This window comes from Streptomyces apricus, assembly GCF_008369065.1.
GTDB lineage: Bacteria > Actinomycetota > Actinomycetes > Streptomycetales > Streptomycetaceae > Streptomyces > Streptomyces apricus.
Genome location: NZ_VDFC01000046.1, coordinates 1,012,915 through 1,035,357 on the forward strand (window position 1 = coordinate 1,012,915; position 22,443 = coordinate 1,035,357).

19 protein-coding genes and 1 pseudogene are annotated in these 22,443 nt (G+C 73.7%); 13 read left to right on the forward strand and 7 right to left on the reverse strand.

All coding sequences use genetic code 11. The annotated features are described in order from the left end of the window. Positions 1 to 155: 155 nt before the first annotated feature. Both FGF04_RS24705 and FGF04_RS24710 read right to left on the reverse strand, forming a co-directional pair. Positions 156 to 944 carry an SDR family oxidoreductase gene (locus FGF04_RS24705; protein WP_149513452.1) on the reverse strand — a complete coding sequence of 263 codons (789 nt, stop codon included), beginning with the start codon at positions 942 to 944 and terminating at the stop codon, positions 156 to 158. Between the two features lie 38 nt (positions 945 to 982). Then, complete coding sequence (locus FGF04_RS24710; RefSeq protein ID WP_235882475.1) at positions 983 to 1,393, reverse strand: nuclear transport factor 2 family protein; 411 nt, start codon at positions 1,391 to 1,393, stop codon at positions 983 to 985. Positions 1,394 to 1,471: 78 nt separating this feature from the next. On the opposite strand from FGF04_RS24710, the gene FGF04_RS24715 reads away from it, so the two are divergent. The 3 genes from FGF04_RS24715 (at position 1,472) to FGF04_RS24730 (ending at position 5,175) form a co-directional block, all read left to right on the forward strand. After that, positions 1,472 to 2,266 carry a MerR family transcriptional regulator gene (locus FGF04_RS24715; protein ID WP_149513453.1) on the forward strand — a complete coding sequence of 265 codons (795 nt, stop codon included), beginning with the start codon at positions 1,472 to 1,474 and terminating at the stop codon, positions 2,264 to 2,266. 517 nt (positions 2,267 to 2,783) lie between these two features. Beyond that, the gene (locus FGF04_RS24725; RefSeq protein WP_149513455.1) at positions 2,784 to 4,436 is read left to right on the forward strand and encodes an ABC-F family ATP-binding cassette domain-containing protein; all 1,653 of its coding nucleotides are present in this window, start codon (positions 2,784 to 2,786) and stop codon (positions 4,434 to 4,436) included. A gap of 175 nt (positions 4,437 to 4,611) precedes the next feature. Further along, complete coding sequence (locus tag FGF04_RS24730) at positions 4,612 to 5,175, forward strand: CGNR zinc finger domain-containing protein (protein ID WP_149513456.1); 564 nt, start codon at positions 4,612 to 4,614, stop codon at positions 5,173 to 5,175. A 137-nt stretch (positions 5,176 to 5,312) separates the two neighbouring features. On the opposite strand, the gene FGF04_RS24735 is transcribed toward FGF04_RS24730, so the two are convergent. Next, entirely contained in the window at positions 5,313 to 6,755 is a 1,443-nt protein-coding gene (locus tag FGF04_RS24735) for an aldehyde dehydrogenase (RefSeq protein ID WP_149513457.1), read from the reverse strand. Between the two features lie 222 nt (positions 6,756 to 6,977). Between FGF04_RS24735 and FGF04_RS24740 the strand changes: the two genes are divergently transcribed. The 7 genes from FGF04_RS24740 to FGF04_RS24770 all read left to right on the forward strand — a co-directional run bounded on the left by FGF04_RS24740 (position 6,978) and on the right by FGF04_RS24770 (position 12,608). Continuing rightward, positions 6,978 to 8,075, forward strand: coding sequence for an alpha/beta fold hydrolase (locus FGF04_RS24740; RefSeq protein ID WP_149513458.1), 1,098 nt, complete (start codon positions 6,978 to 6,980; stop codon positions 8,073 to 8,075). Positions 8,076 to 8,242: 167 nt separating this feature from the next. Continuing rightward, positions 8,243 to 8,731, forward strand: coding sequence for a TetR/AcrR family transcriptional regulator (locus FGF04_RS24745; RefSeq protein ID WP_149513834.1), 489 nt, complete (start codon positions 8,243 to 8,245; stop codon positions 8,729 to 8,731). Positions 8,732 to 8,930: 199 nt separating this feature from the next. Further along, entirely contained in the window at positions 8,931 to 9,455 is a 525-nt protein-coding gene (locus FGF04_RS24750) for a SigE family RNA polymerase sigma factor (RefSeq protein ID WP_149513459.1), read from the forward strand. 49 nt (positions 9,456 to 9,504) lie between these two features. Continuing rightward, positions 9,505 to 9,798 (forward strand): hypothetical protein, encoded by a 294-nt coding sequence (locus FGF04_RS24755; protein WP_149513460.1) that lies wholly within the window; start codon positions 9,505 to 9,507, stop codon positions 9,796 to 9,798. Next, positions 9,795 to 11,519 carry a dolichyl-phosphate-mannose--protein mannosyltransferase gene (locus FGF04_RS24760; protein ID WP_235882476.1) on the forward strand — a complete coding sequence of 575 codons (1,725 nt, stop codon included), beginning with the start codon at positions 9,795 to 9,797 and terminating at the stop codon, positions 11,517 to 11,519. The genes FGF04_RS24755 and FGF04_RS24760 overlap by 4 nt, the downstream gene beginning before the upstream one ends. A 115-nt stretch (positions 11,520 to 11,634) precedes the next feature. After that, positions 11,635 to 11,862, forward strand: a complete 228-nt coding sequence (locus FGF04_RS24765) for an FmdB family zinc ribbon protein (protein WP_149513461.1) — start codon at positions 11,635 to 11,637, stop codon at positions 11,860 to 11,862. A 53-nt stretch (positions 11,863 to 11,915) separates the two neighbouring features. Then, positions 11,916 to 12,608 (forward strand): DedA family protein, encoded by a 693-nt coding sequence (locus tag FGF04_RS24770; protein ID WP_235882477.1) that lies wholly within the window; start codon positions 11,916 to 11,918, stop codon positions 12,606 to 12,608. Positions 12,609 to 12,665: 57 nt separating this feature from the next. Here FGF04_RS24770 and FGF04_RS24775 read toward each other — a convergent pair whose 3' ends face one another. The 3 genes from FGF04_RS24775 to FGF04_RS24785 are packed head-to-tail and all read right to left on the reverse strand — an operon-like array spanning position 12,666 to position 17,343. Then, positions 12,666 to 13,490: an HAD family hydrolase gene (locus FGF04_RS24775; RefSeq protein ID WP_149513462.1), complete on the reverse strand. Its 825-nt coding sequence runs from the start codon at positions 13,488 to 13,490 to the stop codon at positions 12,666 to 12,668. Further along, positions 13,490 to 16,162, reverse strand: a complete 2,673-nt coding sequence (locus tag FGF04_RS24780; RefSeq protein WP_149513463.1) for a phosphoribosyltransferase — start codon at positions 16,160 to 16,162, stop codon at positions 13,490 to 13,492. Before FGF04_RS24780 ends, FGF04_RS24775 begins: the two co-directional genes overlap by 1 nt. 14 nt (positions 16,163 to 16,176) lie before the next feature. Beyond that, positions 16,177 to 17,343 (reverse strand): HpcH/HpaI aldolase/citrate lyase family protein, encoded by a 1,167-nt coding sequence (locus FGF04_RS24785; RefSeq protein ID WP_149513464.1) that lies wholly within the window; start codon positions 17,341 to 17,343, stop codon positions 16,177 to 16,179. Positions 17,344 to 17,544: 201 nt separating this feature from the next. Here FGF04_RS24785 and FGF04_RS24790 point away from each other — a divergent pair. The 3 genes and pseudogenes from FGF04_RS24790 to FGF04_RS24800 all read left to right on the forward strand — a co-directional run. Next, a pseudogene (locus FGF04_RS24790) lies at positions 17,545 to 18,372 on the forward strand (TerD family protein); the annotation flags it as partial. 76 nt (positions 18,373 to 18,448) lie between these two features. Further along, positions 18,449 to 19,414 (forward strand): DUF5914 domain-containing protein, encoded by a 966-nt coding sequence (locus tag FGF04_RS24795; protein WP_188114207.1) that lies wholly within the window; start codon positions 18,449 to 18,451, stop codon positions 19,412 to 19,414. A gap of 229 nt (positions 19,415 to 19,643) precedes the next feature. Then, positions 19,644 to 20,729 carry a MerR family transcriptional regulator gene (locus FGF04_RS24800; protein WP_149513465.1) on the forward strand — a complete coding sequence of 362 codons (1,086 nt, stop codon included), beginning with the start codon at positions 19,644 to 19,646 and terminating at the stop codon, positions 20,727 to 20,729. 67 nt (positions 20,730 to 20,796) lie between these two features. On the opposite strand, the gene FGF04_RS24805 is transcribed toward FGF04_RS24800, so the two are convergent. Beyond that, positions 20,797 to 22,428 (reverse strand): MFS transporter, encoded by a 1,632-nt coding sequence (locus tag FGF04_RS24805; protein ID WP_149513466.1) that lies wholly within the window; start codon positions 22,426 to 22,428, stop codon positions 20,797 to 20,799. Between the last annotated feature and the right edge of the window lie 15 nt (positions 22,429 to 22,443).

The following is a 22,443-nucleotide window of genomic DNA, read 5'->3' on the forward strand; positions in this document are numbered from 1 at the left end:
GGTCCGTGATGTGCGTGGTCATGTGTTCTCCCTGCGGTGGTCGACCGGGGTGGAGGAGGGGGTTGCGCCGTCGGAAGGAGTGGGTTCCGCGGTCGGATAGAGCTAGCTGTTCGCGCGTGGCTGCTCGGAGCCGGTGCCCGGCTCAGACGGTCGGCTCAGACGGTCGGGACGGTGCCGCCGTCGATCACGTACTCGGCCCCTACGATCGCCGAGGCGCGGTCCGAGACGAGGAACCCGACCAGGTCCGCGATTTCCTCGGTGTTCGCGAAGCGTCCCAGGGGCACTCCGCCGAGGGAGTCGTAGATGGTCTGCTTGGCCGCTTCACGGGTGAGCCCGTTGCCCTCGGCGATCCGGTCCACGAACCTTTCGTAGGCTTCGGTCTCGATCCCGCCGGGGCTGATCGCGTTGACCCGTACGCCGCGCGGCGCGAGCTCGTTGGCGAGTCCCTTGCTGTAGGTGCGCAGCGCGGCCTTCGCCGCCGCGTAGGCCAAGGACGCGTCGTGCTGGGGCAGTTCACGCTGGATCGAGGTGAAGTGCAGCACCACGCCCGACCCGGACGCGGTCATCGCCGGGAGAAGAGCTCGGTCCAACCGCACCGCTCCCAGGAGGTTGAGGTTCAGCTCGGTGAGCCACTGGTCGTCGGTGATGACCGCGAATCCGCCGGACGGCGTCGACGCCCCTCCGACGACGTGCACCAGGATGTCGAGTGTGCCGCCGGCTTCCGCGATGCGACCGGCCACGGCGTCGGTGCCTTCTGCCGTCATCAGGTCCGCTTCGATGAATCGGTCAGGGTGTTCGTACCCGTCGGGCATCGTCCGTGCCGTCACGTAGACGTCGGCACCCATCTCTCGCAGTCTCTCCGCGACGGCCTTGCCCGAGCCCTTCGAACCGCCCGTGACCAGCGCCCTGCGACCGTCGAGGCGATCGCGATCCGAACCAGACATTTTTCTCTCCACTGAAGATCGAGGTGGTACGGGGCCGGTCAGGCCGGGTGGTTGGCGATGACGAGTTCGGCGATGAGGCCGTCCCGCAGCGTGAACCGGTAGTCGAGCTCGGCGACGCCTCCCGGGAAGGTGCCTTCGAGCCGCACGGTCACCACCCAGTGGGCGTCGTCGACGCGGTGAGCGCCGATCTGCTCGGTCGTGTACGCGAACTCGGCCCCGGCGTCCCGCAGGAACGCGTGGACCTTCTCCCGGCCGCGGAAGGTCTCGTCCTGGTCGACAATCACGGCGTCCTCGGCGAGGAACGACGACGCGGTGTCGGCGTCGCGGACGACGTGGGCGGCGAAGAACTCGCGCACGGTGGCCGGGAGCAGATCGGACGGAAGATCGGCCGGGACATCGGACGGGACATCGGGCGGAAGGTCGGACGGGAGGTCGGTGTGCTGTGTCATGGGGCCACCGTGTGACCTCGCGGCGCGGGAGGGTCAAGCGGTGGACTCTCCCCCGGGGGGAGCGTTCAGAATGAGGGGATGCTGACCATCGGGGAGTTCTCGCGGCTGACCCATCTGAGCGTGCGGACCCTGCGCCGGTATCACGAGGCGGCCCTGCTGGAACCCGCCGTGGTGGACGGGACCACCGGTTACCGCTACTACGGCGTCGACCAGATCCCGACCGCGCAGGTCATCCACCGGCTCCGCGAGCTCGACGTCCCCCTGAGCGACGTGCAGCGGATTCTGCGGACCCCCGACCCCGGTGTCCGGTCGGCCCTGGTCACGGACCACCTGCAACGCCTGGAGGACGTGCTCGACCGCACCCGGGCCGCGGTCGTGTCGCTGCGCCGCCTGCTGCAGCCCGACCCCGCGCCGATCGACGTCGAGCTGCGTGCCGAGCCCGCCCGGACGGTCGCGGCGGTGGAGGCCGTGGTCGGGCATCACGACATCTCGGCCTGGTACGCGGGCGCGATGGCCGAGTTGGAGGCGGCCGTCGGGGCCGCCGTGACCGGACCGCCGGGCGGCAGCTACGACAACGCCCTCTTCGAGCAGGAGCGAGGTCACGCGGTCGTCTACCTGCCGACCGCCGCACCGCCTCGCACCGGGCGCGTGCACCCCGCGACCCTGCCGGCCGCGGAACTGGCCGTCACCACCCACGTCGGCGAGCACGACGGCATCGAGGTCACGTACGGCGAACTCGGGACCTGGGTGGTGGAGAACGCGATGTCGGTGGCCGGGCCGGTGCGGGAGGTCTACATCGTCGGCCCCCGTGACACGAGCGATCCCGCTGCGTGGCGCACCGAGATCGGCTGGCCGGTCTTCCGTGTCACCTGAAGCGCCGGCCGGTCTTCCGTGTCACCTGAACTTCCGTATCGCCTGAACTTCCGTGTCAGCTGAAGCGGGTGCCGGGCCGTGCGGAGAGCCGCGGGGAACACCGGATACGCCCCTGCGGCCGGCCGGCCGCGCGTTCCGGACCCTAGCCGCAGGCACTGACGACGGGCCTGCCGCGGCGAACGGCGCGGCGTCCCGGCGCCTCGGCGGTCCGGCGCCTCGGCGGTCCGGAGCGCCAGGGGCACGGCTGTTAGCCTGGCGCGGACATCGACCTGTATCGAGGAGTCGCAGACGTGGCGGGTGAAGACGACATCTCCGGATGAGATCCGGATCTGACGGCCATCGGCCGGCGCGCGGGAGCGCTGCCGGGGTGGTCCGTTTCGTCGTACCCCCTGTTCCCACGTCTGCCTGTGGCAGAGGTCTGTCTCTGCCCCTCATCCGTTCGAGGTCGTTCCCGCGTCCGAGGCTCCGTGCCCGGCGGACCGGCGGACCGGCCGTCGAACACATTGGACGGTCCCCCATGCCCCAACCCGCCCTGCTCGCCCACGACCTCGTCCGTGTCCTCGGCGGCCGGCGCGTCCTCGACGGTGTGTCCCTGACCGCCTCCCCCGGTCACCGCATCGGTCTCATCGGGGAGAACGGCGTCGGCAAATCCACCCTTCTGAAGGTGCTCGCGGGGGTGGACGCGCCCGACTCGGGGAGCGTCGTCCGGCCGCCCGGCCTCGGTCTCCTGCACCAGGAGATGCCGTACGACGCCGGCGCCACCGTCGCCACGGTGCTGGACGGAGCGCTGCGCGACGCCCGCGACGGCCTCGCCGCACTGGACCGGCTCGGTGACGAACTCGCCCGTACCCCGGAGGGCACCCCCCGCCACCGGGAACTCCTCGACGCCTACGGCGGACGCCTGGAGGAGGCCCAGGACCGGGAGTTCTGGGACGCCGACCGGCGCGCGGCCCTCGTGCTGGACGGCCTGGGCCTCGGCGCGTTCGGGCACGACCGTACGCTCGGCTCGCTCTCCGGCGGGCAGCGCGGCCGGCTGGCCCTGGCCGCGCTGCTCGTACGGCGTCCGCCGGCGCTGCTCCTCGACGAGCCGACCAACCACCTGGACGACGGCGCCGCTGCCTTCCTGGAGGAGCAGCTGACCGGTCTGCCCGGGACGGTGGTCGCCGCATGCCACGACCGGGCGTTCCTCGACGCCGTGTGCACCGATGTGATCGACATGGATCCCGCGGTGGACGGCCCGGTCCGATACGGCGGCAACTACAGCGCCTACCTGTCGCAGAAGCGTGCCGAGCGGGAGCGCTGGGAGCGGCGGTACGCCGAGGAACAGCAGGAGCTGGCGGAGCTGCGTCACTCGGCGGGCGTGAGCGCACACCGGGTCGCCCCCGACCGGGGGCCCCGCGACAACGAGAAGATGGGCTACGGCCATCGCGGCGGCCGTGTGCAGAGCCAGATCTCGCGCCGGGTCCGCAACGCCACGCGGCGGTGGGAGGAACTGGCGCGGACCCAGGTCGCAGAGCCGCCCCGTCCGCTGCGGTTCGCGGCCGGGGACCTGGCCGTACGCGTCGGCGACGTCGGCGGCATCGGCGACATCGGCGAGGACCCGCGGCCCCTGGTCTCCCTGCGGGACGTCCGGGTGCCGGGCCGGCTCTCGCTGGACGCACTGGAGGTGGCGGCGACGGACCGGCTGCTGGTCACGGGCGGCAACGGCACCGGCAAGTCGACCCTGCTCGCCGTGCTCGCCGGACGCCTCCCGGCCGGGGGCGAGGTGCACCGGCTGCCCGGGCTGACGGTGGGGCTGCTCACCCAGGACACCGCGTTCGAACGGCCCGACCGCACGGTCCGGGACACCTACGAGCTGTCGCTGGGCCCGGCGCGCGCGGAGAAGGTGCCCCTGGTCTCCCTCGGCCTCCTGCACGAGGAGAGCCTGGACCGGCCGGTCGGGCAGCTGTCCGTGGGGCAGCGGCGACGGCTGGCGCTGGCCCTGCTGGTGGCCCGCCCGCCCCAGCTCCTGCTGCTCGACGAGCCCACCAACCACCTCTCGCCGCGCCTGTGCGACGAGCTGGAGGAGGCGCTGGGCTCCGGTCCGGGCGCGATCGTCGTCGCCACCCACGACCGCTGGCTGCGCCGGAGGTGGGGAGGCCGCGAGATCCGCCTGGAAACGGCCGGGTGAGGCGGGGACGACGGTACGGGGCTGGGCCGTGGCGTCGGCCCGGGCCCGTACCGTCGTCACGGCGTCGGCCCAGGCCCGTACCGTCGCCACGGCATCGGCCCGGGCCCGGGCCGTCAGGAGTCGGGAACGGTGGCTGTCCTTGGACAGCTCAATCGTCACCTGCCAGGATGGTGATGTGAACCTCGACCATGTCTTCGTATGCGGGAATCCGGCCCTCGACTTCGCGGCCACCCTGCGCGCCCGGCGCTCGACCCGGTTCGAGATGTTCGCGACGCCGCAGCGGCTCGACGCCTGGTACCTGGAGTCCGGGCTCGTGGACACGCTCACCCCCGGCACGGAGGACGACGTCCACGCGGCGATCACGGTGCGCGAGGCCCTCTACCGGCTCGTCACCGACCGCCGCCTGGACGAGGAGTTCGACCGCGAGGCGCTCGCCGTGGTCAACGGCGCCGCGCGCGGCACGCCCGCCACGCCGCAGCTCACCCCGGGCGGGCGGCACACCGAGGCGACGCCCGGACAGGCGCTGGCCACCGTCGCCCGGCAGGCGGTCGAGCTGCTCGCGGGCCCCGACGTCCCCCTGATGAAGGAGTGCGGCAACCCCGAGTGCACCCGGGTCTACATCGACCGCTCCCGGGGCATGCGGCGCCAGTGGTGCGGCATGGAGTCCTGCGGCAACAAGATCAAGGCCGCCGCGTACCGCGCACGGAAGAGGACGGCGCCCGCGACGTCCTCCCCCTGACCGACAACCCTCCGGCAGACCGGGCACCTCCGGCCGAACGGGCACCTCCGGCCGACCGTGCACCTCTCGCCGACCGGGCGCCTCCCACCGACCAACCGGCCGACCAACCAGCCAGCCAGCCAGCCGACCGACCGGCGTCAGACCGTGATCGTCTTGTACTCGGTGTACGTGCCGAGGCCGACCGCGCCGTACTCGCGGCCGATGCCGCTCGCCTTGAAGCCGCCGAACGGGCCGTCGAAGGCGACGGAGGCGCCGTTGACGGTGACGGTGCCGGTGCGGAGCCGGCGGGCGACGGCCAGCGCGTGCTCCTCGTCTGAGGACCAGACACCGCCGGAGAGGCCGTACTCGGAGTCGTCGGCGATCCGGACCGCGTCGTCCTCGCTGTCGTAGGGAATCACCACCAGGACCGGGCCGAAGACCTCCTCCCGCGCGATCCGCATGGAGTTGTCCACGTCGGCGAAGACGGTGGGCGTGACGTAGTTGCCCTTCTCCAGCCCCTCCGGGACCTGCGGTCCGCCGGTGACCAGGCGGGCCCCCTCCTCGATGCCGATCCGGATGTAGTCGCGCACCCGCTCCTGCTGGTCGGGGCGGATCATCGGGCCGATGAAGGTGTCGGGGTCGCCCGGGTCGCCGACCTTCAACGACTCCACCAGCTCCTTCAGCGCGGCCACGACCTCTTCGTACCGGCTGCGCGGCGCCAGGATCCGGGTCTGGGCGATGCAGGACTCGCCGTTGTTGAGCAGGGAGGCGAACTTCGTCCCGGCGACGGCCGTACGGATGTCGGCGTCGGGCAGGATGATCGCGGCGGACTTGCCGCCCAGCTCCAGGCTGACCCGCTTGAGCTGCCGGCCGGCGATCTCGGCGATGCGGCGGCCGGCCCGCGTCGAGCCGGTGAAGGCGATCTTGTCGACCTCCTCGTGCGACACCAGGTACTCGCTGACCTCCCGGTCCGCGGGCAGCACGCTGACCACGCCCTCGGGCAGCCCCACCCGCTCCAGCAGCCCGGCCAGGAAGCCCATGCTCAACGAGTTCTCCGGGGACACCTTGAGGACCACGGAGTTGCCGGCGAGCAGGGCCGGAATGATCTTCGCGGTGGCCGAGGAGAAGGGCGAGTTCCACGGGATCACCGCGGCCACGACGCCGATCGCCTCGCGGCGCACCAGGCTGCGCACCGGGGAGGCGGGGTCGGAGGGCGTGAGCGCCTCCTCCCAGCCGAACTCCTCCGCCGCCTTCAGATAGGCGTTGGCCTGCCGCGTGAGACCGGGCTGGCCGGCCCGGGTGAACCAGCACGCCGAACCGTTCTCCAGCGAGATCAGGTCCGCGATCTTCTCCGCGTTCTCCTCGCGCAGCGCGTTGAACCGCCTCAGCAGCGCGATGCGGCGGGCCGGCGGTGCGAGTCYCCATTCGCCCGCCTCGAAGGACCGCCGGGCCGCGGCGAGCGCCCGGTCGACGTCCGCCGGTCGCGCCTGTGCGGCGCGGCCGACCACGGAGCGGTCGTGCGGCGAGACGACGTCGAGCAGGTCCGCGTCGCTCGGCTCGACCCAGGAGCCCCCGATGAACAGCCGGTCGTAGGTGATCATGCGCTCTCTCCTCACGAGTGCCTCCTGTGCGATGCGCTCAGGCATGGCCTTTAAGCGCCACAACAACGTAGCACTTACTATTTCTTCCTACACACGGCGAGGCAGTTGCCGCCTCATCGCACACCCACGGCGCCACCACCCCGCCATGCGTCACCGCTTTGACAGGTGACGCACACCGTGCGAGGGTCACCCGGCCAGGAACTTCGGGACGGAAGGTTTCTCATGATCGACAGGCGCACCTTCGGCAAGGCCCTCGGACTGGGCACCGGCGCGACCGCGGTCTCGCTGTCCGGCCTGCAGACCAGCGCGTCCGCCGCGCACGGGCCGGGCAGCGCCCCGAACGCCACCGCACCGCCCGCGGCCTCCACGGCCTCCGCAGCCCCCGCATCCCCCGCGTCCCCCGGAACCCTCACCCGCTTCGGCGCGATCAAGCAGGTCAAGGCGGGCGTCCTGGACATCGGCTACGCGGAGGCCGGCCCCGCCCACGGGCCGGTGGTCCTCTGCCTGCACGGCTGGCCGTACGACATCCACAGCTACGTCGACGTGGCCCCGCTCCTCGCCGACCTGGGCTACCGCGTCGTCGTCCCGTACCTGCGCGGGTTCGGCAGCACCCGTTTCCTGTCGCGCCGCACGCCCCGTACCGCCGAGCAGTCCGCCGTCGCGCTGGACATCGTCGCCCTGATGGACGCGCTCAAGATCGAGAAAGCCGTCCTCGCCGGTTTCGACTGGGGCTCGCGCACCGCCGACATCATCGCCGCGCTGTGGCCCGAACGCGTCAAGGCGCTGGTCTCCACCGGCGGTTACCTCGTCACCGACCGCAAGGCGCAGCTGGAGCCCGCCCCGCCCGCCGTCGAGCACACGTGGTGGTACCAGTGGTACTTCGCCACCGAACGCGGCAGGAAGACGATGGAGGACGCCGCCGGGCGCCTCGCACTGTGCCGCTACGTGTGGACGCTGGTCTCGCCCAACTGGGCCTTCGACGACGCCACGTTCCGGCGGACCGCCGAGGCCTTCGACAACCCCGACCACGCCGCCGTCGTCCTCTTCAACTACCGCTGGCGCATCGGCCTGGTCGAGGGCCTGCGGCGTTACGACCGCTACGAGGAGCGGCTCGCCGCCCGGCCCACCGTCGGCGTCCCCACCCTGACCCTCGACGCCGCCCTCGACCCCTTCACCGCACCCGGCGACGGTGCGGCGTACCGCGACCGCTTCACCGGCCCGTACGAGCACCGCACCCTCGCGGACGTGGGCCACAACCTGCCCCAGGAGGCACCCGCCGCCTTCGCCCGGGCCGTGGTCGACGTCGACCGCGCCGCCTAGACGGAGCGCCGGTCCCCAGCCGCCACACCGGTGTCGTGCTTGTCGGGCTGTGAGCCGCTCCCGAGCGGCGGTATAGGGACAAGGTGCCACGTTCGGCGGCTACACTCGCCGCGGTGAGAGCCGACGCAGCGCGCAACATGGAAGCCGTCCTGACCACCGGGGCGCGGATGCTCGCCGCCGACCCCGGTGCCAGCATCGCGAGCATCGCCGCCGAGGCGGGTGTGGACCGGCGCACCGTCTACCGGCGCTTCGCCTCCCGCGAGGACCTGCTCGCAGCCATCCACGCGGCACGCCTCACGGCGATCGAGCACGCCATCGAGGACGCACGGCTGCGTGAGGCACCGGTGGCCGTCGCCCTGCACCGCTACGTCGAGAACATCATCGCCGTCAACCGCACCTGGCCCGTCGACCTCACCCACATGCTCGCCGACGACGGCATCCGCGCCCGCCGCGACACATCGGTGCGCGAGGTCGACGCCTTCCTGCGCAGGGCCACCGACGAGGGCCTCCTGCGCCCCGGCTTGCCGCAGGGATGGGCCGGCGCCCTGCTTCCCCAGCTCATGCACCTGGTGTCCCGGCAACTGCCCGCACTGAGCGCCGGCCAGGCGGCGGACGTCGTCGTCGACACCCTGCTGAACGGGCTCGGCGCGCCCTGACCCGACCGCGCCCGGCACGGCTCCACGGTCCCGCGCCCTCATGTGAGTGACGCGCATCACAGGGGGAGAGTGCATAGCGGGGCGGGGGCCGGTGCCTTGTTCCCTCACGGAGGCGCTCGTACGAGCCCTCGCACAGGGGCGTGTCCGCAGGGCGACGGAGGCCGGGGCGTGTGCGGCGGGGAGGCAAGGGKCGGCACCGATGGCGGGGKTGCGGGCTGATGAGTTCGACCGGTTCGTGGTGGCCCAGTGGCCGGGGCTGCTGCACCTGGCACGGCTGCTCACGGGCGGGGACCGGCACCGGGCCGAGGACCTGCTCCAGGAGGCCCTCGTCAAGCTGTGGTTCGCCTGGCCGAAGGTGGCCGGGCAGGCGCCCCGTGCGTACGTGCGGCAGATCCTGGTCCGCGCCGCGGCCCGTTCGGCACGGCGCCGCTGGTGGGGGGAGCAGCCCACGGACAGGCTGCCCGAACCGCCCCAGGTGGGCGACGGGACCGCGGCCGTGGACGAACGGACGCGGCTGGAGGGCGCGTTGGCGTCGCTCCCGGCGCGGCAGCGGGCCGCGGTGGTGCTGCGCTACTACCAGGATCTGCCGGAGCGGCAGGTGGCGGAGGTGCTGGGGTGCCCGCTGGGGACCGCCCGCTCCCTCACCGCACGCGGCGTCGCCCACCTGCGCAGGCTCCTCGCCGAGTCCGTCGAGTCCGTCGAGTCCGTCGAGCCGGTCGAGTGAGGAAGCCGGGCGGAGGAGCCGAATGAAGAAGCCGGGAGGAGAAGGAGCCGTGGATCACGTGGAACGCTTCGAGCGGGAGCTGTCACGCCTCATGCGTGAGAGCCGGCAGGACAGCCCCTTCGAGGAACGGCACCGCCGCCGCCTGCGCGCCGCTGTCCGCGCCCGGCAGCGCACCCGGACGGTCTGGATCGCCGCCACCTCCGCGCTGACGGTCGCCGCGACCGGCGTCGGCCTGGTGTTCCTGGCGGACTCCCTCGCGCAGGGCGCGCCCACCGCGCCCGCACCCCGTCCCGTCGTCTCCGCGGAAACGGTCCCGGCGCTCCCCACGGCCAGCAGTACGTGAGGCGTGGCCACGAGGTCGCGTCCGCCGGCCGGCCGGACACCGCCGCGCACTCCGCGCCGGTCCCCTGGGAGCAGCGGCTGCGCCGCTTCGGGTACGTCGGTCCGCCGCACGTCCCTCTGCGCGATCGCCTGGTCGCGCCGTTCCCCGTACCCGGGACCCGGGTGTGGCGCGTGCTCGGCCTCTCCCCCGCGTGGGCCGGACGGCTGGCCCGCCGGTCCCCGTGGGGCGGCCCCCTGCTGGTGACGCTCCTGGCCGCGTGGCTGCGGTTCCGGCAATTGGGCAGTCCGCGGGCGGTCGTGTTCGACGAGACGTACTACGCCAAGGACGCCTGGTCGCTGCTGCGGTTCGGCTACGAGGGCACCTGGCCGGACGGCGAGGTCGCCGACCCGCAGATCCTGGCCCCTTCCCCGGTGGTCCCGCTCTCCGGCGACGGAGCCTTCGTCGCGCATCCGCCGACGGGCAAGTGGGTGATCGCCGCCGGGGAGTGGATGTTCGGCCTGGACCCGTTCGGCTGGCGCTTCATGACGGCGCTCCTCGGCACGCTGTCGGTGCTGATGCTGTGCCGCATCGGCCGCCGCCTCTTCCGCTCGACGCTGCTGGGGTGCCTGGCCGGCACGCTGATGGCGGTGGACGGCCTGCACCTGGTGATGAGCCGCACCGCCCTGCTCGACCTCGTCGTCATGTTCTTCGTCCTGGCGGCGTTCGGCTGCCTGCTCCTCGACCGCGACCACGCGCGGGCCCGGCTCGCCGCCGCCCTGCCGACCGACGGGCACGGCCGGGCGCTCCCGGACGGGCGGACCGCGGACACCGCGGGGACCTCGGTACGCCCTTGGCGCCTCGCGGCCGGTGTCTGCCTGGGGCTGGCGGCCTCGACCAAGTGGAACGGCCTGTACTTCCTCGTCGCCTTCGTGCTCCTCTCCCTGCTGTGGGACGTCGGGTCCCGCCGCGTGGCCGGGGCCCGCCACCCCTGGCGCGCGGTGCTGCGCAAGGACGCCTGCCGGTCGGTGCTGTCCCTCGTACCGGTCGCCCTCCTGACGTACCTGGCGGCCTGGACCGGCTGGTTCCTCTCCGACCGCGGCTACGGGCGGCACTGGGCCGACGGCCGCGGCGGCACCTGGTCGTGGATCCCGGCCCCGCTGCGCAGCCTGTGGCACTATGAGGCCGCGGTGTACCGGTTCAACGTGGGGCTCCACAGCCCGCACACGTACGAGTCGAACCCCTGGAGCTGGCTGCCGCTCGGGCGCCCCGTGCTGTTCCACTACGAGTCCCCGGAAGGCGGAACGGGCGGCTGCCGCACCACGGCCGACTGCTCCGAGACGGTCCTCGCCCTGGGAACGCCGCTCCTGTGGTGGACCGCGTGCGCCGCCCTCGTGTACCTGCTGTACCGGTGGGCCCTGCGCCGCGACTGGCGCGCCGGCGCCGTCCTCTGCGCGGTGGGCGCCGGGTACCTCCCCTGGTTCCTCTACCAGGACCGCACGATCTTCTCCTTCTACGCGGTCGTCTTCGTGCCGTACGTGTGCCTGGCCGTGGCGATGGCCCTGGGGGCCCTGCTGGGCCCGCCGGGAACGGACGCCGCGCGCCGCACCTGGCGCCCGGTGGCCGTGGGCACGATCGTCCTGCTCATCGTCTGGAACTTCGTCTGGTTCCTCTCCCTCTACACCGGACAGACGATCCCGTACGCGGACTGGCGCGCCAGGATGTGGCTCGACACCTGGGTCTGAACCCGGGTCTGAACCTGCGTCTGAACCTGGTTCCGCATCCGGGTCCGGGCACGGTGGGGTCCGGTCCGCCCCAGCGCCTCTGGGAGAGGGCCGTCGTGCCCGCTAACCTGGGCGCATGCCTCGCTACGAGTACCGCTGCCGCMCCTGCGGAGACACCTTCGAGAAGAGCCGTCCGATGGCCGAGTCGTCCGCACCCGCGGCCTGCCCCGCCGGTCACGACGACACGGTGAAGCTGCTGTCGACGGTGGCGGTCGGCGGTTCCGCCGCGCCGTCCGCGCCCGCGCCCCGCGCCGGTGGCGGCGGCGGGGGTGGCGGCTGCTGCGGCGGGGGCTGCTGCGGCTGACCCCGCACCCGGCTTCAGTCTGGCTTCAGCTTCGGTTCTCTAGCGTCGGACGGGTGACCGACACCAGCGCACCGCAGTGGATCAACGGCCTGATGGACACGCTCGGCGCCCCGGGCGCGGGCATCGCCATCGCCCTGGAGAACCTCTTCCCACCCCTGCCGAGCGAGGTGATCCTGCCGCTGGCGGGGTTCGCGGCGAGCACCGGGCAGATGAACCTGTACGCCGCGCTGCTGTGGACGACGGCCGGTTCGGTCATCGGCGCGCTCGCGCTGTACGGGGTCGGGGCGCTGCTCGGCCGCGACCGTACGGTGGCCATCGCCGAACGGCTGCCGCTGGTCAAGGTGTCGGACATCGAGAAGACCGAGGCGTGGTTCAACCGGCACGGCACCAAGGCCGTGTTCTTCGGGCGGATGATCCCCATCTTCCGCAGCCTGATCTCGGTGCCCGCGGGCGTCGAACGGATGCCGCTGCCCGTCTTCCTCGGCCTGACCACGCTGGGCAGCGCCATCTGGAACACCGTCTTCGTCCTCGCCGGCTACCTGCTCGGCGAGCGGTGGGCCGACGTCACCACCTATGTGACGGCGTACTCGAAGGTCGTCCTGGTCGTCGCGGTCCTCGCCCTGCTGGCCTTCGTCGGCCTGCGCCTGTTCCGGCGCGGGCGCGGCACCCGGCGGCGCGGACAGCGGCCGGAGCAGGGAGCGGAGTCCGGGGCAGCCGACGACGACCGGCACGCTTCCCGCAGCTGAGCACCGCTTCGCCGGCCGCCCGGTCGCCCCGCCCTCCCGGGCGTCCAGCCCTGGCGGTCAGCCCGCCCGGACCCCGGCCAGGAACTCCCGCAGGATGCGCTCGCCCGCGACCACGCCCCGTTCCGGCAGCGCGGTGATCCCCGGCGCCGTCCATCCCGCCTCGGCCAGTYCGCCGTGGCCCGGGCGCCAGCCGCGGTCCGCGGCCAGCAGCAGGTCGGCGTCGAGGAGGGAGTCGCCGGCCGCGAGGGTGAGCGTCGCGCCCGTACGGCGGGCGACCTCACGCATCGCGGCGCTCTTGGTGAGCGGCTTCGGCACGGCGTAGATCTTGCGGCCCTGCACGGAGACGGTCCAGCCGCGCAGGTCCGCCCAGACGGCCAGCTCCTTGACCCACTCGCCGGGGAGCAGGTCGCGCTCGACGACGAAGTACACGAACAAGTCCTCGGCGACGCGCTGCTTGAGCACCCAGGCCGGGTCCGCGACGGCCGCCATGTGCGCGCGCACCTCCTCCAGCGGAGCGCACTCGTCCGCCAGGCGCGCCGCCACCCGGGCCCGCCACTCGGGGTCGGAGACGCCGTCGACGAGGAGGTGCCCGCCGTTGGCGCAGATCGCGTAGCGCGCGGGCGGGCCGGGGAGCCGGATGCGGTGGTACTGCTCACGGGTACGGGTCGTGGTCGGGACGAGGTCCGCCACCCCGGCCAGCTCGGTGAGCAGCCCGGCCGCGGTCTCGGTGACGTACGACAGCGGCTTGCTGCCGTACACCTCGACGCACAGCAGCCGCGGCGCCTCGGCGTCGGGCCCGGTGAGCGCGAGCGCGTTGGCGGAGTAGATCAGCGTGCGGTCGAGGTCGCTGGCGACCAGCACCCGCGCGGTGGGAGCGGACATCAGACCGCCACCGCCCGGCCGTCGGCACCGGTCGCGCCGCGCGTGTACCGGGGGTGGATCAGGCCGACGCAGGTGTACGGGAGATCCGCGACCTCCTCGACGGGTACGCCCCGCTGCTCGGCGAGCAGGCGCACGTGGTCGAGGTCGGCGCCCGCCCCGGCGCGCGCGAGGATCTTCCAGGGGACGCGGCGCAGCAGCACCCGGGTCGTCTCGCCGACGCCCGGCTTGACGAGGTTCACGTCGTGGATGCCGTACTCCTCGCTGATGCGCTCGACGGCCGCCCAGCCCTCCCAGGTCGGGGTGCGGTCGGCGGAGAGCAGCTCCTTGACCCGGGCGTCCACCGCGTCGCCGGCCTCGTCGAAGCGCGCGGAGATCGCGTCCAGGAAGTCGGTGGAGACGTCCGCGCCGGCGAGTTCGCGGTAGAACTTCGCCCCGTGGTAGTCGTGCTCCCCCACCAGGTCGGCGCGGAGCACCGTGCGCGAGACGAGCCCGGAGACGGTGGAGTTGAGGCAGGCGGACGGGATGAGGAAGTCCTCGCGGGTGCCGTACGTGCGCACGCAGGAGCCGGGGTCGGCGAGGACCGCGATCTCCGGGTCGAAGCCGCCGATGCCGTCGGACTCCTCGAACTCCCGCAGTGCCTCGGCGAGTTCGCGGGTGATGGCGCCCTTGCCGGTCCAGCCGTCGACGAAGACGACGTCGGCCGGGTCGTGGTGGGCGGCCAGCCACCGCAGCGCGTTGGCGTCGATGCCGCGGCCGCGCACGATGGAGACGGCGTAGTGCGGCACATCCAGGCCGTGGCGGTGCCGGGCCCAGCGGCGCATCAGGACGCCGACGGGGGTGCCGGCGCGGGCCAGGGAGACGAGCACGGGACGCGGCGAACGCTCCGCGAGCACGGTCTCGGTGACGGCGCCGACGGCGACCGCGATGCGGGCGGCCGACTCGGCGAGCGCGCTGCGGAACAGCTCCTGGTACTGCGGGCTCGGCTGGTACTCCACCGGCAGCGACTCCGCGTAGTGGGCGCCGCCGCTCTGGATGGCCTCCTCGCGCTCCTCGGTCGGCGCCTCCAGGCGGGTGTCCGAGAGGTCCTGCAGCAGCCATCCGACCTCGTCCGGCGCGTACGAGGAGAAGTCGGGGCCACGCAGGGGCTCGGGCAGCATCGAGGGCCTTTCAGCGGACGCGGGTCCGGATCCGGACGCGGGTACGGATTCGGGTACGTAGGAGGGGACGACGGCGAGCAGCACGCTGCGCGTGTGCGCGGCGAGCTGCGCCAGCAGGCCGTCGGGAGCGTGCAGTTCGGGGGTGTCGGCGGCGGAGTCGACCACCGCGACGACCGCGTCGAAGCCGGCGCCCGCGACGTTGTAGGCGTACCGCTCGCCGGGGCCGTCGGCCGGGTCGTCGTGGGCGGGGAAGACGAGCCGGGTGCGGATCGCGTAGCCGGGGTCGTCGACGGCCAGCACGGGTGAGCGGGTGGTCGTGGAGTAGCGGACCTCGGCGTCGGTCAGCTTCTCCAGCGCGACCCCGAGCCGCAGCGGCGCGTACATCAGCTCCTCGAAGCCGAGGACGAGGACGCGGCCGCGCCGGGCGTGCGGCGGGAGCGCCCCGGATATCCGGGCCGCCATCGCGGGCAGCGCGGCCTCCAGGCGGGCGCGGTGCCCGGGGGTGAAGCCGTGCCGGCCGCCGTCGGCGAGGCCCTGCGGCCAGCCGAGGTCGACGCGGGTGACCGTGCCGGGCTCCGGGAGCGATGCGGGAGCGGCGGCCACTCCCCCGTGAGCCGATTCCTGAGCCGGCTCCTGGACCGACTGCTGAGACGCCTGCCGAGCCGCCTGCAGAGCGGCCTCGTGCGCCGCCTCGTGCTCGGCGACCAGCGCCTGGCCCTTCTCCAGGACGCCCTCAGGGAGCCGCACCGTGCCGGAGGCGGCCGTCACCAGGTCCACGGTCGCCCCGATCTCGCGGGCGAAGTCCGTCAGCCGGCCGAGGTCGGCGGCCGAGCGCATGTCGACCAGCGCGACGACGACGTACCGGTCGCGCGGATGACGTGCGTGCAGGTCGCGGATGGTGTTGAGGACCGTGTTGCCGGTGGAGAACTCGTCGTCGACCAGGACCAGCGGGCCGTCGCCGGCGAGCAGGTCCGGGTCCTCCGGGAGCAGCAGGTGCGAGGTGGCGTGCGAGTGGGACTCCTCGAAGCCGCCGGCCGTCGCGACGCCCTCGACCGGGCGCCGGGTCGAGTGGAGGCAGGGCGCCAGGCCCACGCCGTCCGCGACCGAGTGCCCGAGCCCGGTGGCGGTCTCGGCGTACCCGAGGACGACGGCCCGGGCCGCCTCCCGCTCGCCGAGGAGGTCGCGCACGCGCAGCCCGAGCGCGAACCCGTACCCGTACACGACGGCGGGCGACTGCGGCACGTGCTTGCCGAGCACGTTCGACACGAGCAGGTGCGCGCGCCTCGGGTTGCGCCGCAGCGCGAGCCCCAGCAGCTCCCCGAGCCCCTCGTCCCCGACGAGTTCGACGCCGAGCCGTCCGGCGACCCAGCTCCCGGACCAGACCTCACCGGCGGGTCCGCCGTCCGCGGGCCCACCGGGCGCGCCGGGCGCACCGGTCCGGTCCGCCGCCCCGGCGCCGGGGCGGAAGCCCGTCGCGGACCAGACGCCGGACCCGTCGTTCACGACCTTGTTCATGGCTTCCTTGTGTCTCAGCCGGGGATTCCGGCGGCCAGCAGCTCCACGAAGCCGATGTCCTCATGGGTGACGCCGAAGACCTCGGCGCGCTGGAGGGTGCGCTCCGCCCAGGCGCGGTGCGGCTTCACCTCGTTCATCTTGTTCGTGTACGCGGACCGCAGCACGCCCCCGCCGCCCCGCTCGGGCCGCAGGATGTCCTGCGCGTCGCTGAACTCCTCGTGGCTGACCACCGACAGGGCGTGCACGGGCAGGACGTGCGAGGGGTGGATGCAGGTCTTGCCCTGGAGTCCGTTGGCCCGGTCGAGGGCGATCTCGCGCAGCAGGCCGTCCATGTCGTGCTCGATCAGGCTGGCGCGCAGGGCGTCCGCCTCCGGGTGGAAGGGACTGCGCCGCAGCTGCGGCTTGAACATGCGCTCCTGGACGCGGAAGTACTCCCACACGGGCCCGGTCACGATGAAGCCGGTGCCGTCGGCCCGTCCGAGGACGTTCACCACGTCGGCTATCACGGACGCCACTATCTGGACGTCGTACGCGGTCATGTCGGGCGCCCTGCGCAGCCCGTACGCGGAGCAGAAGTCGGTGACGCCGAGCCGCAGCGCGAGCACGCGGTCGCGGTACTTGTCGACGGCGCGGAAGATCCCGGCGAGGGTCTCGGCCCTCGACTCGCGGTACAGCAGTTCGGGCGATTCGAGGACGGGCATGGCGAAGAGCCGCCGTCCGCCCGCGCTCTCGGCCTCGGTGAGCGCCTCCAGGAACGGCACCCCCCGTTCCTCGGTGAACTTCGGGAGTACGAATCCGGACAGCAGCCGCACGGAGGCGCCGAGGCGCCGGACGAGGTCGGGGATCTGCTCCGGCGTCCTGACCCGCACGAAGAGCAGGGGCAGCTCGGCCCCGAGGCCGCGGCCGGCCAGATCCGCGAACTGGCGGACGAGGTTCTCCTCGGCGCCGGCGACGTCCTCGTCACCGATCGAGTCCTCCAGGCACAGGACCATCGAGACGACTCCGCGGCCGGCCTGCTTCACGATGTCGTCGGCCAGCTTCTGCCTGGTCGCGGGCGAGTAGAGGGTGGCTCCGAGAGCGGCGGCGAGCACCCGGGGAGCGGAGTCCGCGGTGAAGTCGCACGGCTCCTGGAAGAAGAGGCGCTGCCGCACCTCAGGGGCCAGATGCCCGAAATGTTGCATGAGTTACCCCCGGGGCGGCTGTGCGGCCTGACGATATGTGGCCGGTAATAGTACGTAGAGATCCGTGTCAAGGGTTCCCATCGGGCATGAAATTCAGGTAACGCAGACAAACATCATTGTGCCCGCCCGTTCGCACACCAAGCCGAACGGGCCCGTACCCCCGCGTTGTCGTGACCAGGACCGAGAGGGCAGGATGACCGCATGACGCACGCCATGCTGAAGGGGTCGAACGTCCCGCTGGACGCCACGTCGGTGCGCGCCGTGCTGCGCTGGACGCCGGGGCGGGGCCTGCCCGACGTGGACGCCTCCGCGCTCCTCCTCGGCCCCGACGGCCGGGTGCGCTCCGACGAGGACTTCGTCTTCTACAACCAGCCCCGGCACCCTTCGGGCAAGGTCTGGCGGCTCGGCAAGAAGCGTGTGAACGACGGCCTCGCCGAGGGCCTCACCGACACGATCCAGGCGGACCTGGCGGGCGTCGAGGACGGTGTGGGCCGGGTCCTCCTGGTGGCCTCGGCGGACGGGGTCACCTTCGACCGGGTGCAGTCCCTGCGCATCCTCGTCTTCGACGCCGCGAGCGGGGACGCGGAGCCGCTGGCGTACTTCGACATCAAGCCGGAGACCGGTGAGGAGACCGCCCTGATCTGCGGCGAACTCTACCGGCGCGGTGAGGGCTGGAAGTTCCGGGCGCTCGGCGAGGGCTACTCGAACGGTCTGCAGGGGCTCGCCTCCGACTTCGGGATCTCGGTGGACGAGTCCGAGACCGAGGAGGGTGCGGCGGCCCCGGCGCCCGCCGGGCAGGGCGGGGCCCAGCCGCTGCCGCCGGAGGCGCCCACGCAGGTGCCCCAGCAGCCCGCGCAGCCGGCGTACGGGTACCCCCCGGCGTATCCCCCGGCCGCGCCCGGTCCCGAGCCGACGCGGCAGCAGCCGCCGGCCACGCAGCCCGCGTACGGCTATCCGCAGCCGACCAGCGCACCGGCCTACGGCTACCCGCAGCCGGTGGGCCCGGCCCCCGACCCGGACTTCCGCCTCCAGTCCCGACCGTGCCGACCGCGCCGACCGTGCCGTCCGCCGCGGACGGTTCCCGCTGTCGCTGCGCAAGAACCCGGTGGCCTGGGAGCGGCAGCGCCCGACCTGGCGCGAGGCCCGCCCGGCGGTGATCTCCCAGGCCCTGAAGCGGGCGCAGGCGCGGCCGTCGGGCAACTGGTTCGTCGTCGGCTCCAGCACGAGCGTGCGCGACGACCGGCCGCTGGCCCGGACCGTCGCCGGACGGGAGGTCGTCGTCTGGCGCGACGACACCGGCCGGCTGGTCGCCGGCCCCGGCATCTGCCCGCACCTGGGCGCCCCGCTGCGGGACAGTCCGGTGCGCTGCGGCACCCTGGTGTGCCACTGGCACGGACTCGCCCTGCGCGGCACGGCGTTCGCCGGCTGGGAGCCCCTGCCCGTGCACGACGACGGGGTCCTGGTCTGGGTGCGCCTGGACGACGTCGGCGGTGAACCGCCCCTGGACGCACCGGTGGTGCCGGAGCGGCCCGCCCCGGCGGACGCGGTGTCGGCCGTGTACGTCGGCTTCGGCACGTGCGAGCCGGAGGACATCGTCGCCAACCGGCTGGACCCCTGGCACGGGGCCTGGTTCCACCCGTACTCCTTCGTCGACCTGACCGTCGTCGACACGCCCCCGGCGTCGGGGGCGGACGGGGCGGCGGAGGCGGACGGTTTCGCCGTCGACGTCTCCTTCAAGCTCGCCGGGCGCCTCGTCGTACCGGTGCGGGCGGTGTTCACCGCGCCCGAGCCGCGCACGGTCGTCATGCACATCACGGAGGGCGAGGGCCGGGGCTCGGTGGTCGAGACGCACGCGACCCCGCTCGGCTCCGACGACCGCGGCCGGCCCCGGACCGCGGTGGTGGAGGCGGTCGTGGCGGCGTCGGACCGCACCGGATTCGCCGTCGCGCGCCGGATGACGCCGGTCCTGCGACCGCTCGTACGGGCCGCCGCCGGACGTCTGTGGCGTGACGACCTGGCCTACGCGGAGCGCCGCTGGCAGCTGCGCTCGACGGGGCGCTTCCCGGGCTGAGCCGCCCGGGGGCGGGGCTGTCCGGGCCCGGGACCGTCCGGAGTGGATCGGTCCGGGCCCGGTCGGTCCGGTGGCGGCCCCGCGTGACGCGTCCCGATGGTTTCCGAGCGCATCCGTTCGTCCGTGTGCGACAGAAGATCGTGCGAGCCCTGCGAAATGTCGAGGGTCCGCACAGCGTGCGAAACGAGGCGGAGCTGATGCCGGACGGCGCCCGATGGACATGAGCCCGATGGACACCACGGACCGCGGGTCGGCCGAAACGGCCGAACCGGCCGACATGGGAGTCACTACGGGCTTCCTGGCGCGCACGCTCGGCGTGTCCCCGACGMCCCTGCGCTCCTGGGACCGCCGGTACGGGCTGGGGCCCGCGGTGCGGGCGGACGGCCGGCAGCGCCGGTGGTCCCCGCAGGACGTGGCCATGCTGCGCGAGATGTGCCGGCTGACCGCCACGGGGGTGCCGCCGGCCGAGGCGGCGCGGGCCGTCCTCGAACGGACGCGAGGCCGGAGCACCGACGCTCCGGCCGGCCGCGGCGGCACGGCGGCAACGCACGCACTCGACACTCCCGAGCCGCGGGCCCCGTCCGTGCCACCGGGCAGCGCCCCCGGCCGCTCCCCCGCCGTGTCGGGCACCCCCGGCACGTCCGGCACGCTGCCGCCGGGGGTGGCCCGCCAGGAGTGCCGCGGGCTGGCCCAGGCGGCCGTACGGCTCGACGCGCCGGCCGTCCGGGAGCAGCTCATGGCCTCGGTGCGGGCCCACGGGCTCGTGGCGGCGTGGGAGGAGGTCATGGCGCCCACGCTGCGGGCGGCCGGCCGCAAGTGGGAGTCCTCCGGCGACCGCTACGTCGAGGTCGAGCACCTGCTGTCCTGGCACGTCTCCACCGTCCTGCGGCACGTGTACGTCTCCTCGGTCGCAGCGCACCGGCGGCAGGAGGCCTCCCCCGTCCTGCTGACGTGCGTGCCCGACGAGCAGCACACGCTGCCGCTCGAAGCGCTGAACGCCGCGCTGGCGGAGGCGGGCGTCCCGACCCTGATGCTCGGCGGCGCGGTCCCGGTCGAGGCCGTGGACAGCGCCGTACGGCGGGTGGGCCCCGCGGCGGTCGCCCTGTGGACCCAGTCGCGCTCCACGGCCAACCTGCCGCTCGCCCAGCACATCGCCGCGGCCCGGTGGGGCATCCGCGGGGCCCGCAGGCAGAGTCCGGTGCTGCTGTGCGGGCCCGGCTGGGGCCGCGGCGCGCCGGACGGGCTGCTGCGCCCGACGGGCCTGCGGGACGCGGTACGCATGCTGGTCTCGCTCGACGCGTCGTCCCGGCCCTGATCCGCGTCCTCCCGGCCGTGACCCGCATCGTCCCGGCCGTGATCCACGTCCTCCCGGGCTGCGGCCCCTACCCGGTGAGTTCCCCGTCCCGGTCCGGCCGGCCGGGCTCGCCGTCGGGCTCCGCGGGGTCCACCGGCCGGTGGGCCGGGCGCTCCGGGCCCCGCACGAGGACGTACACGAACAGGACCGCCATGACCGTGACCCCGGCCCACATGGCCTGCTGCCAGCCGTCGACGAACGCCTCCCGGGCGGCGCGCACCAGCGTCCGTCCGGAGGAACCGGCCCCGGCGGCGGCTTCGAGGGCGTTGGACACGCCTTCCCGGGCGGCCTCGGCCGCCTCGTGGGGGACGGCGCCCGGGGCGTCGCCCGCGGAGGCCTTCGGCGCCGCGTCGAGCCGGGAGTCGACGGCGCTGCGGTAACCGGCGGACAGGAGCGCTCCGAGCAGGGCGACGCCCAGCGCCGTGCCGAACTCCCGGGTGACGTCGTTCAGCGCGGACGCGACCCCTTGCCGCTCGCGAGGCAGCGCGCCGGTGATGGCTTCGGTGGCGGGTGTCATCGTCAGCCCCATGCCGAACCCCATGGCCAGCATGCCCGGGAGCACGGACGGGTAGCCGCCGTCCACGGAGACCAGGGTGGCCATGAGGGCCAGGCCCGCGCCGCCCAGCAGGATGCCCGCCGCCATGGTCGCGCGGGGCCCGGCGCGCCCGGCCACGCGCGGCGCGAGTCCGGAGGCCGCCATCATCAGCAGCGCCATCGGCATGAGCGCCAGGGTGGACCGCAGGCCGGACCAGCCGAGCACCGCCTGGAAGTACGGGAAGAGGACCACGAAGATCCCGGCCTGTACGCCGAAGACCACGAGCAGGGCCACGGAGCCGCCGGCCGGGCCGCGCTCGCGGAAGAGGCGCACGTCCAGGAGCGGGGCGGGGCGGCGCAGCTCCCACCGCACGAAACAGATGGCGGCGAGGGTGCCGACGAGCAGGGCGGCGAGGACCGGCGGGGCGGTCCAGCCCCGCTCGGGTCCCTCCTGGAGGACGAGGATGAGCCCGATCACGGCGACCACGGAGGTCAGCGAGCCGACGGTGTCGAAGGGGTGTTCCGAGGCGTCCCGCGAGTCGGGCACGGACCGCAGCGTCAGCACGGCGGCCGCCGGTACGAGGACGACGGGCAGGACGAAGAGCCACCGCCAGGTCGCCACGTCGACGAGGACGGCCGACAGGAACATGCCCAGCACCCCGCCGCCGCCGGCGACACCGGTCCACACGCCGATGGCCCGGGAGCGTTCCTCCGCCGGGAAGGTCGAGGTGATGACGGCGAGCGTGACCGGCATGATCATCGCCGCGCCCACGCCGCTCAGGAGGCGTGCGGCGAGCATGACCTCGGTCGACGGGGCCAGGCCGGCGGCCACGTTGGCCACGCCGAAGAGCGACAGGCCGGTGAGCAGCACCGGCCTGCGGCCCCACCGGTCGCCGAGCGCGCCGAGCGGCAGGAGCAGCGCGGCCAGGGCGACGGTGTAGATGTTGATGATCCACAGGATCGTGCTCTGCGAGGCGCCGAAGGCGACCGCCAGCTGCGGCTGGGCGACGTTGAGCCCCGACACCGAGGCGATGACGGCCATCAGGGCGATGCAGACGGCGAACAGGACGGCACGCCGTCGCTTCGGATCGTGGAGGGTCCCGGAGTGCGCGGTCGTCGAGGACATGGGTGTACTTCTCCT

What these genes read in the sequence shown, in the direction of transcription:
- FGF04_RS24780 (WP_149513463.1), bottom strand. Translation starts at nt 16,162, where the DNA reads ATGAACAAGGTCGTGAACGACGGGTCCGGCGTCTGGTCCGCGACGGGC.
- FGF04_RS24805 (WP_149513466.1), bottom strand. Translation starts at nt 22,428, where the DNA reads ATGTCCTCGACGACCGCGCACTCCGGGACCCTCCACGATCCGAAGCGA.
- FGF04_RS24705 (WP_149513452.1), bottom strand. Translation starts at nt 944, where the DNA reads ATGTCTGGTTCGGATCGCGATCGCCTCGACGGTCGCAGGGCGCTGGTC.
- FGF04_RS24740 (WP_149513458.1), top strand. Translation starts at nt 6,978, where the DNA reads ATGATCGACAGGCGCACCTTCGGCAAGGCCCTCGGACTGGGCACCGGC.
- FGF04_RS24710 (WP_235882475.1), bottom strand. Translation starts at nt 1,393, where the DNA reads ATGACACAGCACACCGACCTCCCGTCCGACCTTCCGCCCGATGTCCCG.
- FGF04_RS24745 (WP_149513834.1), top strand. Translation starts at nt 8,243, where the DNA reads ATGCTCGCCGCCGACCCCGGTGCCAGCATCGCGAGCATCGCCGCCGAG.
- FGF04_RS24725 (WP_149513455.1), top strand. Translation starts at nt 2,784, where the DNA reads ATGCCCCAACCCGCCCTGCTCGCCCACGACCTCGTCCGTGTCCTCGGC.
- FGF04_RS24785 (WP_149513464.1), bottom strand. Translation starts at nt 17,343, where the DNA reads ATGCAACATTTCGGGCATCTGGCCCCTGAGGTGCGGCAGCGCCTCTTC.
- FGF04_RS24715 (WP_149513453.1), top strand. Translation starts at nt 1,472, where the DNA reads ATGCTGACCATCGGGGAGTTCTCGCGGCTGACCCATCTGAGCGTGCGG.